The sequence below is a fragment of the Methylobacterium fujisawaense genome, from assembly GCF_039619325.1.
GTDB classification, from domain to species: domain Bacteria; phylum Pseudomonadota; class Alphaproteobacteria; order Rhizobiales; family Beijerinckiaceae; genus Methylobacterium; species Methylobacterium fujisawaense.
The window spans coordinates 255,174-267,431 of sequence record NZ_CP155000.1 but is presented as its reverse complement, the minus strand read 5'-3'; the positions used below and the strand labels follow the sequence as shown (position 1 = coordinate 267,431).

The window sequence follows — 12,258 nt, the reverse complement described above, 5'->3', positions numbered from 1 at the left end:
GGTCTAAGCGGGTTTGCCGGTCCTGTCCGTGGCGGCGCGGTCACGGCGCAGCAGGTAGATGTCCATGATCCAGCCGTGGCGGTCCCGGGCCTCGGTTCGGACCCGGCGGATCGCGTCGCCCGTATCGCCCAGCCGGCCGGAGAGCAGGATCTCGTCCGGGCCGCCGAGATAGGCGCCCCAGTAGATCGTCAGGTCCGGGTCGAGATGGCCGAAGGCCGGGTCGCCGTCGAGCATCACCACGACGCTCTCGGCGTCCGCCGGCCAGCCCGCCGCGAGGCGGCGGCCCGTGGTGATCAGCACCGACCCGCCGATGCCGTTCAGCGGCACGCCGTGACGGGCGGCGAGCACCTGCACGCTCGTCAGGCCGGGGATCACCGTCCGGGTGACGGCGACGCGCCCGCGGTCGGCGATGCGGTCGAGGATGCGGAGCACGCTGTCGTAGAGGGCCGGGTCCCCCCAGGCCAGGATCGCCCCCACCTCCCCCGGCCGGAGATGCGCGGCGAAGGCCGCCTCCAAGCGCTCGGCCCGGGCCGCGTGCCAGGCCGCGACGGTGCCGCCGTAATCGGCCGGGCGGCGCTCCCGGGGCGGGTCCTCCACGGTGACGACCCGATGGGGCTTGGCGATATGGGCCGCGCAGATCCGGCGGCGGATCTCGACGAGGTCGGCGGTCTCGGCGCGCTTGTCGAGGACGAACACCGCGTCGACGTCGGCAAGCGCCCGCACCGCCTGGAGGGTCAGGTGCTCGGGGTCGCCCGTGCCGATGCCGATGACCCGGATCTGCCTGTCCTGCATGCCGTCCGTCCTCCGCCGGGGCGGGGGAGGGCCGGCGCCGGCCTCCCCTACAAGCGCGCGTCGGCTTTGGCGAGGATCGCCCGGGCGATGGTCAGGTCCTGCAGGGCGATGCCGGAGGAGTCGAACACGGTGATCGCCTCCGGATCGGTCCGGCCCCCCTCCCCGGTCCGGAGCACGTCGCCGAGGGCCCGCAGGCCGGCGGAAGCCCCCGCGGAGGCGTGCTGGAATTCCCCGATGGTGCGCGACTGCTCCGGCAGGTCGCAGAACAGCTGCGCCCGCTCCAGCAGGGCCGGGGGCAGTTCCTGCTTGCCCTTCGCGTCCGCCCCCATGGCGGCGACATGCGTGCCGGGGCGGACCCAGTCGGCCTCCAACAGCGGCGCGCGGGCCGGCGTCGCCGTGACGATCACGTCGGCGGCCGCGCAGGCCTCCCGGGGCGCGGCCGCCCGCACGGCGATCCCCGAGGCCCCCTGCCCCGCCAGACGCTCGGCGAAGCCCGCGACCTTGGCGGCGTCCCGGGCGACCACCAGCACCGTCCGGATCGGCAGGATCCGGGCGAGCGCCGCGCACTCGAACTCCGCCTGGTTCCCCGCCCCGAAAACGGCGAGCACCGCCGAATCCGGACGGGCGAGGACGCTGGCCGCCACCGCATCGGCGGCGGCGGTCCGGTAGGCATTGACGCGGCCCGCCTCGATCACCGTGTCGACCCGGCCGACATCCTGGTCGAACAGAAGAATCACCGAATTGTGCCGCGGCAGGCCCCGGTCCGGATTGCCCGGCCAGAACGAGCCGACCTTCAGGCCGGCATAGTCGGCCGTAGAGCCCGACTTGATCGAGAACCGGTTGGTCGGCTCCGAGCCGTGCCCGAGCACCGCCGGGAACAGGGTGGTGCCCGGGGCGACCGCGGCGATCAGCGCCTCCCGGGCCGCCTCGAACGCCATGGCGTGGTCGACCAGGGCCGCGGAGTCCTCTTCCGAGATGAAGCGCATGGATTCGAATACCTCCAGAGTCCGGGTTTCAAAAGGGCGTGCCCTTTCGCGGGTGCAGGGCGGCGCCCTGCGGTCGGGGACGCCCGAGCGTCGGGGCGCCGCCCCGACACCCCGCCGAAGGGCTTCAGCCCTTCGGAATCCCCTACAGGGTCATGCCGCGGGCGGTGACCGGCCAGACGGCCTCGACCCGGCCGTTCCGCACGCCCACGTACCAGTCGTAGACGTTGACCGTCGGGTCGCAATGGCCGGGGATCAGCTTCAGGCGCTCGTTGAGCTTGAGCACGTTGCCGGGATCGCTGATCACCCCGTGCTCGTCCGAGCACTTGATGTACGCCACGTCGTCGCGGCCGAACACCACCGGCAGGCCGCTGTCGATGCTCTGCGCCTTCAGGCCGGCATCGCAGATGGCGACATCCGCCTTCGCCTTGCTCATGATCGCCGTGACGATGAACAGGCTGTTCTCGAATTCCGCGATCGGCCGGCCGTCCGCGTCCTTCACCCGCTGGTAGTCCGCGTCCATGAAGACATAGGAGCCGCATTGCAGCTCGTTGTAGACGCCGCTGCCGCCCTCCAGGGCGAAGCTGCCGGTGCCGGCCCCCGCGACGATATCGCAGGCGAGCCCCTCGGCCTTCAGCAGGTCGACGGTGCGCCTGGTCTCGTCGATCGCCGTCTGGATCAGGGCCTTGCGCTCGCCGTAGTCGCGCACGTGCTGCGCCTTGCCCTGATAGGCCTGCAGACCCGCGAAGCGCAGGCCCGGCGCCTTCGCGATCGCCCTGGCGATCACCAAGGCGGGCTCGCCCGGGGCGACGCCGCAGCGGCCGGCGCCGACATCGATCTCCACGAGGCATTCGAGGGTGACGCCATACTGGACGGACGCCGCCGAGAGGTCGTCGACATTGCCGAGGTCGTCGACGCAGACCAGCACCCGCGCCCGTTTGGCGAGCGCCGCCAAGCGCTCGATCTTCTTCGGCGCCACCACCTGGTTGGAGACCAGCACGTCGCGGATGCCGGCGCTCACCAGGGCCTCGGCCTCGCTGACCTTCTGGCAGCAGACGCCGCAGGCCCCGCCCCGCTCGATCTGCACAGTCGCGATGTCGGAGGATTTGTGCGTCTTGGCGTGGGCCCGGTGGCGCAGGCCGTGCTCCTTCATGAAGCGGCCGAGCGTGTCGACGTTGCGCTCGAAGGCGTCGAGATCGACCATCAGGCAGGGGGTGTCGATCTCCTCGACCGGCATGCCGACGCAGGCGGGAATGTTGTTGCGCATGGTCCGTCTCCTCCGGATCGGGGTGTCTTGGTCGGGATGTCTTGGTCAGCGGGCCTGGGTCACGGGGCGAGGCCCAGAAGCTCGGCGATGCGCGGCGTCGCCTTGATGCCGGTGCCGGTGAGCACCACCACGGTGGTCTCCCCGGGCCGGATCGCGCCGCTTGCGGTGAGGTCGGAGAGCGCCGCCGCCGCCATGGCGCAGGTCGGCTCGACGTAGAGGCCGGTGCGGGCGAGCTCCATCAGGGCCGCCTCGATGGCCGCCTCGGAGACCGCCACGGTGCCGCCGCCGGACCGGCGGAGCGCCGCCAAGACCTCGCGGCCGCGCACCGGCTGGGCGATCGAGGCGCCCTCGGCCAGCGTCGGGCGCGGGGTCACCGGCACGAAATCGTCGGCGCCCGCCGCGAACCCGGCATGGAGCGGCGCGCAATGGGCCGGCTGGACCGCGTAGAGCCGCGGCAGGCGGGCGATCTCCCCCCGGCGCAGCAGCTCCGAGAAGCCGATGTCGCAGCCGAGGATGTTGCTGCCCGCGCCGCAGGGGATGATGACGGCGTCGGGCGCGGAGAAGCCCAGATCCTCCCACAGCTCGTAGGCCAGCGTCTTGGTGCCCTGGAGGAAATGGGCCTGCCAGTTGTGGCTGGCGTAGAAGATCTCCTCCGCCTGCCGCACGGCGGCGTCGGCGGTGTCCTGGCGGGTGCCGGGCACCAGCTCGACCGCGGCGCCGGCGGCGCGCATCTGCACGGTCTTGGCCGGCGAGGTCGAGGCCGGGACCAGGATCTTGGCCCGCATCCCGGCGGCGGCCGCGTAGGTCGCCACCGCGGCGCCGCCGTTGCCGGAGGAATCCTCCAGCACCGCGTCGATCCCCTGCTGGCGCAGGATCGACAGCATCACGGACGCGCCCCGGTCCTTGAAGCTGCCCGAGGGCGCGAACCATTCGAGCTTGAAATGGGCGTGGCCGCCCCGCCAGGGTCGGTGCACCAGCGGGGTGCAGCCCTCCCCGAGGGAGACCGGGTCGGAGACCGCCACCGGCAGGGCGGCGGCGTAGCGCCAGAGGGAGCGCTTGGCCGTGTCGATCTCCCCGCGTCCGATCCCCGGCAGGTCCGTGATCATCAGCGGACCGCCCGTCTCCGAGCGCCAGCGGGGCGTCTCGATCGGGTAGGTCGCGCCGGTGGCGGGGTCGAGATAGGCGGCAGATGGAGGCATCGCGGCTCGGTTTCCGGGGCGGTTCGGGAAGATAATACAAAATAATCTTGGTCGGCGCGCCTCCCTTCTCGCGGAGACGACGCCGGGCCGAGGCGGGCGGGGCCCGCCTCGTCAGGGCTCCGCCCCGACAACCCGCCAAAGGGCTTCAAGCCCTTTGGAAACCCGGGCCTCTCAGGCCGCGAGCGGCAGGATCGTCCGCTCCGGGGCGTGCTCGGCGGCGATCGCCCCGGCGACGATCTCGGCGGTGGCCCCCGAGAGGGTCCAGCCGAGATGGCCGTGGCCGGTGTTGTAGAAGACCCCGGGCCGGCGGCCGCGACCGACCTTGGGCAGCATGTTCGGCAGCATCGGGCGCAGGCCGCTCCAGGCCACCACCCGGTCGGTGTCGACCAGCGGGAACTGCTCGCGGGTCCAGTCGACCAGCGGCTGGATCCGGTCGTGGCGGATGTCGCGGTTGAAGCCGTTGAACTCGGCGGTGCCGGCGACCCGCAGGCGCTCGTCGCCGAGCCGGCTCGTCACGATCTTGGCCGCCTCGTCGAGGATGCTCACCTCGGGGGCCGCCTTCTGGGCCTCCGGAGTCAGCAGGTTCACGGTGATCGAGTAGCCCTTCACCGGGTAGACGTTGACCCGGTCGCCGAGCATCGCGGCGAAGTGCCGGCTGGCGCAGCCCGCACAGATCACCACCGCGTCGGCCTGCAGGACCTGCGTGTCCCCGGGAGGATGGCCCGCAGCGCGCCAGCCGATGTCATAGCCCCCCTCCCCCGGCGCGATCGTCTCGACGCTGGCGTCCTGGACGAAGCGGACGCCCCTGCGGGCGCAGGCGGAGGCGAGCCCCCGGGTGAATTTGTGGATGTCGCCGGTGGCGTCGGAGGGCGTGAAGAAGCCCCCGTGATAGGTCCCGGCCAGCGTAGGCTCGATCGCCCGGATCTCCTCCGGAGTCACGGCGTAGCGCTCGAGGCCGCCCTCCCGCAGCAGGGCGTTGACCCCGGTCGCCTTCTCGAAGCTCGCTCGGTCCCGGTAGAAATGCAGGATGCCGCGGGTCTTCAGGTCGAAGTCGATCCCCTCGGCCTCGGCCATGGCGAACAGCGCCTCCCGGGCCTTCAGGGCCAGCCGCACGGTCTCCACGGTGTTCTCGCGGTAATGGGCGATCTCGCGGACGAACGCGGCCATCCAGGACAGCTTGTGCCAGGAAGGCTTGGGATTCATCAGCAGCGGCGCGTCCCGGCGCATCATCCAGCGCAGGCCCTGCATCACCGTGGAGAGCTTGTTCCAGACCTCGGCGTTGCAGGCCGAGAGCTGGCCGCCATTGGCGAAGGAGGTCTCCATGGCGGCGTAGCGCTGCCGGTCGAGGACGGTGACGCGGTAGCCGCGCTGGGCGAGCGCATAGGCGGTCGTCACGCCGGTGATGCCGGCGCCGATCACGGCGATGTGGGTCATGGGCTTGGACTCCGGGACGTGGACGCGTGGAGGCCGCCTCAAGCGGTCGGCCGGTTGCGCGCCCCATCTGTCCCGGTGCCTGAGAGCTTGATCCGTCCCGCCCTGGCGCGGCGAAGTACGGACGTCCCCTTCGGCGGGTGCCCACGGGTTCCCCCGCTGCACCTCTCTCCAGATCGCCCTGACGACACGGTTCCGGTGCCTGAGAGTTTCCGGGGCGGTTGCTCCGTCGGCGCCGGGTCCCCTCTGCTGGGAAGATCCCGGTCTCTCCCGCATCGTCACGATGGGCTGTCCCTGGATACGCCGATCGGCCGCAGGGGAGAAGCCCGCCCGTCCCGTCGGCGGCCGATTTCACCGACAGCCGCTGCGCGTTGTCACCGCCATCCACGCTCTCCGCCGGAGCGATCCCGGCCGCCGCCGGTTGACGCTGGATTCTCCGGGAGACACCCCGATGCTGACCAGGACCGCGATCTACGAGGGCAGGGTGCGCGACGCCCGGGAAGAGGAATTCTTCCGCCGGGTCCGGGACGAGCTGGAGCCGTTCTGGCGGCGATTCCCGGGCGTCACCGCCGTGCGGATCCAGCGCGTGGTCTCGAAGGACGCCGACGCCCGGCCGATCGCCATGATCCTGGAGATGGACTTCCCCGATCAGGCGGCGCTGGATGCCTGCCTCGCCTCTCCGATCCGCCCGGAATCGCACGCCGCCACCGAGGCGGTGATGGAGATGTTCGACGGCCGCTTCTACCATCTGGTCAGCACCGGGCGCACCATGTCGCTGGTGGATTAGGACCCGGCCTCGGAAGGTCAATCCCCGCTCGAACGCAACGGCAAGTTTACCGCATATAAACCTATACTGACATATTATAATAGCCTGAAGATAAAATCTCAGGCCTGAACATCAGTTGATCCAGCACTCTTTAAGGGTCTCGGCGCAGGTTCCGTCCGAGCGACACCCTTCTTGTTCAGGCGGACGGCGCGATGGCGAAATGGATTCCTGGCGCGGCCGTCTTCGGCCTCCTGTGCCTGATGATCATCCCGGCTCCCGGGATCTGGGGCGTCCTGATCGGGGCCGCCTGCGTGCTGGCCATCGTCGGCAGCCTGTGCATGCTCGCCCTCGATCGGGTGGCGAGCGCCATCCTCGTCTGGCGCTCGCGGATGCGGGCGCGACGCCCGAGCCCGAGCCGGAGCCGGAGCCGGGTGGTCCATGCCGGCTCCAGGATGACCCGGAAGGTCTGAGCCTCCGGCGGGGCGCCGGGGGCTGGATTCCCCGCGGCATCGGTGCAAGGTCCCGGCGCCGCGACCACGGCGCCTAAGACCAACCGGGACGGTCCGATGAAGCTCCTCTACTCCCCCGCCTCGCCCTATGCCCGCAAGGTGCTGGTCCTCGCCCACGAGACGGGACTGATCGACCGGATCGCCGTCACCGTCGCCGGGGCCTCGCCGACCGGGCCCTCCGCGGAGGTCGCCGCCCACAATCCGCTGGGCAAGATTCCCGCCCTGGTCCTGGAGGACGGCACCGCCCTCTACGACAGCCGGGTGATCTGCGAGTATCTCGACGGCCTCTCGTCCGGGCCGCGCCTGTTCCCCGAAGGCGCCGCCCGCTGGGACGCGCTGACCCGGCAGGCGCTGGCCGACGGGCTGCTCGATGCCGCGCTGCTCGCCCGCTACGAGCGCGTGCTCCGCCCCGAGCCCCAGCGCTGGGACGCCTGGGAGGCCGGCCAGATCGGCAAGATCCGCGCGGCGCTGGACCGGTTCGAGAGCCTGGTCGGCGGGATGCCGGCACTGGATATCGGCACGGTCGCGATGGCCTGCGGGCTCGGCTACCTGGACCTGCGCTTTCCCGATCTCGCGTGGCGGGAGGGCCGTCCGGCGGTCGCGGCCTGGTACGCGCAGTTCGAGCGCCGGCCCTCCATGGCGGCCACCGTGCCGAAGGGCTGAGCTCCCGCCGCGCCGGGCCCCGCTACGGCCGGGCCCGGTCCGCGATCGCGTAGGGATGGGTCGAGCCGAGGGGATCGGCGAGGAAGTCCTGGACCGTCCCGGCGCCCGTGCCGAAGGTGATGAGCAGGAAGCCGCCCGCCAGGGCGAAGTTCTTCAAAAAATCCCAGAACAGCGCGCGGCCCTTGCCCCCCGCCCAGAAATCCCCCGGCACCCAGAACTGCTTCCACAGCAGCGCCGTCACCCCGCAATAGCCGGCGAGCACGAAGGCGGCGGCCCGGTCGGCGACCCCGGTCAGGATGCAGAGCGACATCCCGATCTCGACGCCGAGCCCGATCAGGATCAGCACCGTTGCGGGCGCCGTGGCGTGCACGGCCTCCCGCGCCTGCCCGACCGCGCCCCGGAAGTTCAGGATCTTGTCGAGGGCGCTGAACGGCAGGAACAGCAGCACGAGGAGCAGGCGGACGCTGAACGCGATTGCGACGCTGAGGCTGGCCATGCGCTGAACGGTCTCCCGATCCGGCCCGGTTCGGGCCGCCGATCCAAGGCGCTGATCCAAGCCGCGAGCGGCGCAAAGGTTTCGCGCGGCCCCGCCGGCCGCGTGCAGATCCTGGCCCCCGAAGCGCCCTGTGCGGGCCGGCCCCGGCGGTGCGCAGCGCGTCTTCGATCACGGGCGGCATCCCGGCAACGCAGACTCGGACGCCTCATCTGGAATGATAACTCTCTAAAATCATAATTGAGCTAGCTCCTATTACTAAAAATCGATCTTAGTTCTGGATATTTCAATTGTAGAATTTTTTTAAGCACTGAAACGTCGATCTTAAACTCGCATCATTAATCCTTGACACACTGTCCCAGGTAATATTTCACTGTTTCAATGCCTATCGAATTCGATGCACGCCATCACCTGGGTGCGCTAAGTTCGAGATTAGACACATAACCCACCATTATATTACATTCATCTCGGGTAAACGATTATGAGAGTTGCCATCATCACGCCATCCCGGATGAAACAATCGACCATGGCTGGAAAATCCGGTCAGTACTTCCTGGAACACGCGGTGGAGAGCGCGAACGCCCAGGAACTCGACAGGCCGGCGACGATCCATTTCTTCGTCGGGACCGACCCCGAGACCGAGATCCCGGCGCGGCTTGCCGCGCATCCGCAGATCACCTTCGTGCGCGGCGCGCGCAAGGGGCAGATCCCCGCCTTGAACGCGGCCATCCAGGCCGTCGATGCCAGCTGGGACCTCGTCGGCTTCCTGGAGGACGACGATCGCTGGCTGCCGCAATACCTCGCCGTCGCGCTTCACGCCCTGGACCGCTTCGATTTCGTCTCCTCGACCCAGCTCGAAACGGACGAGGCTGGCGAGGTCGTCCGGATCAACGACTTCCCGACGCCGTCGGGCTGGCTGATGCGCCGGACCACCTTCGCGCAGGTCGGCGCGATCAGCCCCGCCTCGAAATGGCATTACGACAACGAGTGGCTCGGCCGCCTCGCCGAGACCGGCCTGCGCCGCGCCCACCTCGTCGAGGCGACGGCGCCCATCACGCTGCAGCACGCGCGCCTGGTCCGCCCGTGGCTCGCCAACGTCCTTCAGCTCGGCGGGCCCAGCATATGCCTCGCGCGCCACAACTTCGTCCTGCCGCTGGTGTGCCGCCTGGTGCATCCCGGCTCCGGAAGCTCGGATGTCGGCCAGGGCGGGACGTCGAGAGCCGAGAGCGAAGCCGAGTACCGGCGGCTGGTCGACCGCTTCGGCCGCATCCCCTGGTGAGGTCGCGCCGCACGGCGGACGCCCTGCGGGCCGGAAGCGCGCTCGACCGGCGCGGATGTTGGTTCAGACTGGGAGCGCCCCTCGGGACGATGACGCGGAGCCGGTCGTGCAGGTGCGGATCAGCCGCCGCACGAAGCCCGCGCACGCCTCAAGTTCGTCCCGGGTGACGTACTCGTCGGCCCGGTGGGCCCGGGCGATGGAGCCCGGTCCGATCACCACGGCGGGCACGCCGCCGAGCCGCTCGAACAGCCCACCCTCCGTGCCGTACGAAACCTTGGCGTGGCCGTTGCGGCCCGCGAGGCGCTTGGCCAGGGTCACGATCTCGGCCTCCGGATCGGTGTCGAGGCCCGGATAATCGATCAGCGGCTCGACATCGACGCCGCAGGCCGGATCGCCGGCCCGCATCAGCGGCGCCAGCGTCCCGGTGGCGTACCCGATCGCCGCGGCCGCCAGCGCCGCGGCATCGTCCGCGCCGATCGCCCGGTACTCGAACGCGACGCTGCAGGTGTCGGGCACGATGTTGAGCGCCGTGCCGCCCCGGACCACGCTCGACAGGCCGGTGGTGTGGGGCACGTCGTAGAGCGGGTCGCGGGCCCCGTCCCGGGCGATGGCCTCCGCGGACAGGCGGACATGCTCGATGAAGCGGGCGGCGTATTCCACCGCGTTGACACCCTGGGGCGCCAGGGCCGAGTGGCTGGCCCTGCCCCGGAAGGTGAGGCGGGCGGCCGACTTGCCCTTGTGGCCGACCACCACATCCATCCCGGTGGGCTCGCCCACGAAACAGCCGAGCGGCCGCGGCACGCGCTCGAGCATCCGGGCGATCAGCGGGCGCACGCCGAGGCACCCCACCTCCTCGTCGTACGAGATCGCGAGGTGGATCGGGGTGGCGAGATCCGCCGCGACCATTTCGGGCAGGAGCGCGAGGCAGACCGCGAGGAACCCCTTCATGTCGGAGGTGCCGCGCCCGTAGAGCCGCCCCCCCGCCTCCCGCAGGGCGAACGGGTCCGACGACCAGGGCTGGCCCTCGGCCGGCACCACGTCGCTGTGGCCGGAGAGCACGTAGCCGGGGCAGGTCTCGAACGGCCCGACGCTGACCAGCAGCGCCGCCTTCCGGCCGGTCGGATCCGGCACCCGCTCCACCGCGGCGCCGTGGCCCCGGCAATAGGCCTCGGCCCAGTCGATCAGCGGCAGGTTCGAGCGGTCGCTCACCGTGTCGAAGGCGACGAGCGTCCCGAGCAGCGCCACCGGATCGGGCGGGCCGGAGGGCGGCGGGACGGTCTGTGCGGGCTCTGTCATGGATGGCGTCCTGCAACCGCGCGCGAATCGGCCCGGATGGGGCGCCCGGATTCCTACGGGGTTTTCGGCGCTTCGGGGATCCCGGGCAACGCCTGGACCGCCCGACCGGTCCCGGGAACCGGTGCGGCGTCCGAGCGTCGCTCTCGGGGGAGGCCGCCGGAGACCGCCCCTGGGAGCCCGAACCATGCGTCGCCGTCCCGCTCCGATCCGCGCCGCCCCGCTCCGCGCCGCCCCGATCCTCGCGACCCTGTTGCCGGCGGCCCTGCTGCTGGCCGCCCCGGCCGAGGCCCGGCCACCGGCCGGGACGCCGCGCCATCGCGTCGCGTCCGACATCGACCGGACCCTCGCCCGAAGGGCGGCGCGGGACCGGCCGGACTGGCGGGTCTGGCAGCGGCCGCTCGTCCCGACCTTCGCTCCGGCGACGCGCGAGCGGGTCGCGGCCCCGCCCTTCACGGGCTGGGGCTACGGCGGCACCCTCCCGGGGGCCTGGCCCGGCTTCTGATCCGCCTCGACCCGGGCCCGACCGCCTGCCATGGTGCGGGCGACCGAAGGCCTGAGACGGACGCGATGGTGCTGGAGTTCCGCCTGGACGATCCGACCCCCGCGGATCCGCGCCGCCGCTGGAACGCCCTCGCGCAGGAGGCGCGGGACGCCTGCTACGACAACACCCGCGCGGTGGCCGACAGCGCCGCCCAGGTGGCCGCCCGGAATGCCGCCTCGGCCGCCTACCGGGCCGCGCATCCGGCGGGCCTCGACGTGCCCTACGGCCCGGGCCCCCGCAACGCCCTCGACCTCTACCCGGCCCGGGACGGGGCGGCGCCCTGCCTGGTCTTCATCCATGGCGGCTACTGGCAGCGCGGCGCGCGGGAGCTGTTCGCCTGCTTCGCGCAGGGCCCGAACGCCGCCGGCTGGTCGGTGGCGATGGTCGGCTACACCCTGGCACCGGAGGCGAGCCTCACCCGGATCGTGGCGGAGATCGGCGCGGCCCTCGACTGGCTCGCCGCCCACGGGGCCGCGCACGGGATCCGCGGCCCCCTGATCCTGTCGGGCTGGTCGGCCGGCGGACTGCTCACCGCATTGCATCTGGGCCATCCGGCGGTGGCGGCGGGGCTGGCCATCTCCGGCGTCTACGACCTCGCGCCGATCCGCCAGACCGAGCTGGACGCCAAGCTGAGCCTCACCGACGCGGAGGTCGAGACCCTGTCCCCCCTGCGCCGTCCGGCGGTGGCGAAGCCGCTCTGCATCGCCTACGGCTCGCGCGAACTGCCGGCGCTGATCCACGACGCCCGCAACCTGCACGCCCTGCGGGCGGCGGCCCACGCCCCGGGGGCCCTGCTGCCGGTGCCCGATGCCGAGCACTTCTCGGTGCTCGACGCCCTGCGCCGGCCGGGCGGGATCCTGGTCCGGGCGGCCCATGCCCTCCTCGAGGGCTGACGATCCGGGCAATGGGACGATCCGGGGATGGGACGATCCGGGCGTATTTACAACTCCCGATAGAAATTTCGCATCGCCGGAGACCGCTCCCGTCTTGCTGAGGCCCGCGGCGCGTGCTGAGACGGGGGTGCGGGCGCGATCTCCCT

13 protein-coding genes and 2 riboswitches are annotated in these 12,258 nt (G+C 71.5%); of the genes, 6 read left to right on the top strand and 7 right to left on the bottom strand.

The genetic code is table 11. The features are described 5' to 3' along the window. Window positions 1-3: 3 nt before the first annotated feature. The 5 genes from cobF to ABC766_RS01365 form a co-directional block, all read right to left on the bottom strand. Complete coding sequence (cobF, locus tag ABC766_RS01385; RefSeq protein ID WP_345820767.1) at window positions 4-792, bottom strand: precorrin-6A synthase (deacetylating); 789 nt, start codon at window positions 790-792, stop codon at window positions 4-6. Between the two features lie 47 nt (window positions 793-839). Continuing rightward, window positions 840-1,778 carry an ornithine cyclodeaminase family protein gene (locus tag ABC766_RS01380; protein ID WP_345820766.1) on the bottom strand — a complete coding sequence of 313 codons (939 nt, stop codon included), beginning with the start codon at window positions 1,776-1,778 and terminating at the stop codon, window positions 840-842. Window positions 1,779-1,920: 142 nt separating this feature from the next. Continuing rightward, window positions 1,921-3,042: a DSD1 family PLP-dependent enzyme gene (locus ABC766_RS01375; protein ID WP_043385946.1), complete on the bottom strand. Its 1,122-nt coding sequence runs from the start codon at window positions 3,040-3,042 to the stop codon at window positions 1,921-1,923. Between the two features lie 59 nt (window positions 3,043-3,101). Continuing rightward, the gene (locus ABC766_RS01370) at window positions 3,102-4,241 is read right to left on the bottom strand and encodes a threonine synthase (RefSeq protein ID WP_043385943.1); all 1,140 of its coding nucleotides are present in this window, start codon (window positions 4,239-4,241) and stop codon (window positions 3,102-3,104) included. A gap of 171 nt (window positions 4,242-4,412) precedes the next feature. After that, a complete protein-coding gene (locus tag ABC766_RS01365; protein ID WP_342145276.1) occupies window positions 4,413-5,675 on the bottom strand; it encodes a D-amino acid dehydrogenase in 1,263 nt (420 codons plus the stop codon). Window positions 5,676-5,740: 65 nt separating this feature from the next. Beyond that, window positions 5,741-5,849, bottom strand: a riboswitch (glycine riboswitch). A gap of 3 nt (window positions 5,850-5,852) precedes the next feature. Beyond that, a riboswitch (glycine riboswitch) is annotated at window positions 5,853-5,955 on the bottom strand. 168 nt (window positions 5,956-6,123) lie between these two features. Between ABC766_RS01365 and ABC766_RS01360 the strand changes: the two genes are divergently transcribed. The 3 genes from ABC766_RS01360 to ABC766_RS01350 all read left to right on the top strand — a co-directional run bounded on the left by ABC766_RS01360 (window position 6,124) and on the right by ABC766_RS01350 (window position 7,610). After that, complete coding sequence (locus ABC766_RS01360; protein WP_043345389.1) at window positions 6,124-6,459, top strand: hypothetical protein; 336 nt, start codon at window positions 6,124-6,126, stop codon at window positions 6,457-6,459. A 191-nt stretch (window positions 6,460-6,650) separates the two neighbouring features. After that, window positions 6,651-6,908, top strand: coding sequence for a hypothetical protein (locus tag ABC766_RS01355; RefSeq protein WP_043345387.1), 258 nt, complete (start codon window positions 6,651-6,653; stop codon window positions 6,906-6,908). 96 nt (window positions 6,909-7,004) lie between these two features. After that, complete coding sequence (locus tag ABC766_RS01350; RefSeq protein ID WP_043345385.1) at window positions 7,005-7,610, top strand: glutathione S-transferase; 606 nt, start codon at window positions 7,005-7,007, stop codon at window positions 7,608-7,610. Between the two features lie 22 nt (window positions 7,611-7,632). Here the strand turns inward: ABC766_RS01350 and ABC766_RS01345 are convergent, their stop codons facing one another. After that, window positions 7,633-8,106: a DoxX family membrane protein gene (locus ABC766_RS01345; protein ID WP_043345382.1), complete on the bottom strand. Its 474-nt coding sequence runs from the start codon at window positions 8,104-8,106 to the stop codon at window positions 7,633-7,635. A 523-nt stretch (window positions 8,107-8,629) separates the two neighbouring features. Here ABC766_RS01345 and ABC766_RS01340 point away from each other — a divergent pair. Then, window positions 8,630-9,382, top strand: coding sequence for a glycosyltransferase family 2 protein (locus ABC766_RS01340; RefSeq protein WP_342145278.1), 753 nt, complete (start codon window positions 8,630-8,632; stop codon window positions 9,380-9,382). Window positions 9,383-9,445: 63 nt separating this feature from the next. Here ABC766_RS01340 and argE read toward each other — a convergent pair whose 3' ends face one another. Beyond that, a complete protein-coding gene (gene argE, locus ABC766_RS01335) occupies window positions 9,446-10,678 on the bottom strand; it encodes an acetylornithine deacetylase (protein ID WP_342145279.1) in 1,233 nt (410 codons plus the stop codon). 184 nt (window positions 10,679-10,862) lie between these two features. On the opposite strand from argE, the gene ABC766_RS01330 reads away from it, so the two are divergent. Both ABC766_RS01330 and ABC766_RS01325 read left to right on the top strand, forming a co-directional pair. After that, on the top strand, window positions 10,863-11,180 hold the full coding sequence (locus tag ABC766_RS01330) for a hypothetical protein (protein ID WP_345820758.1): 318 nt from the start codon (window positions 10,863-10,865) through the stop codon (window positions 11,178-11,180). 65 nt (window positions 11,181-11,245) lie between these two features. Next, window positions 11,246-12,112 carry an alpha/beta hydrolase gene (locus tag ABC766_RS01325; RefSeq protein WP_043385924.1) on the top strand — a complete coding sequence of 289 codons (867 nt, stop codon included), beginning with the start codon at window positions 11,246-11,248 and terminating at the stop codon, window positions 12,110-12,112. Window positions 12,113-12,258: the final 146 nt, after the last annotated feature.

Bases quoted from the DNA above. Each gene is read 5' to 3' on its own strand.
- ABC766_RS01350 (WP_043345385.1), top strand. From the start codon at position 7,005: ATGAAGCTCCTCTACTCCCCCGCCTCGCCCTATGCCCGCAAGGTGCTG.
- ABC766_RS01325 (WP_043385924.1), top strand. From the start codon at position 11,246: ATGGTGCTGGAGTTCCGCCTGGACGATCCGACCCCCGCGGATCCGCGC.
- cobF (WP_345820767.1), bottom strand. From the start codon at position 792: ATGCAGGACAGGCAGATCCGGGTCATCGGCATCGGCACGGGCGACCCC.
- ABC766_RS01375 (WP_043385946.1), bottom strand. From the start codon at position 3,042: ATGCGCAACAACATTCCCGCCTGCGTCGGCATGCCGGTCGAGGAGATC.
- ABC766_RS01380 (WP_345820766.1), bottom strand. From the start codon at position 1,778: ATGCGCTTCATCTCGGAAGAGGACTCCGCGGCCCTGGTCGACCACGCC.
- ABC766_RS01370 (WP_043385943.1), bottom strand. From the start codon at position 4,241: ATGCCTCCATCTGCCGCCTATCTCGACCCCGCCACCGGCGCGACCTAC.
- ABC766_RS01340 (WP_342145278.1), top strand. From the start codon at position 8,630: ATGGCTGGAAAATCCGGTCAGTACTTCCTGGAACACGCGGTGGAGAGC.
- ABC766_RS01330 (WP_345820758.1), top strand. From the start codon at position 10,863: ATGCGTCGCCGTCCCGCTCCGATCCGCGCCGCCCCGCTCCGCGCCGCC.
- ABC766_RS01345 (WP_043345382.1), bottom strand. From the start codon at position 8,106: ATGGCCAGCCTCAGCGTCGCAATCGCGTTCAGCGTCCGCCTGCTCCTC.
- ABC766_RS01355 (WP_043345387.1), top strand. From the start codon at position 6,651: ATGGCGAAATGGATTCCTGGCGCGGCCGTCTTCGGCCTCCTGTGCCTG.
- argE (WP_342145279.1), bottom strand. From the start codon at position 10,678: ATGACAGAGCCCGCACAGACCGTCCCGCCGCCCTCCGGCCCGCCCGAT.
- ABC766_RS01360 (WP_043345389.1), top strand. From the start codon at position 6,124: ATGCTGACCAGGACCGCGATCTACGAGGGCAGGGTGCGCGACGCCCGG.
- ABC766_RS01365 (WP_342145276.1), bottom strand. From the start codon at position 5,675: ATGACCCACATCGCCGTGATCGGCGCCGGCATCACCGGCGTGACGACC.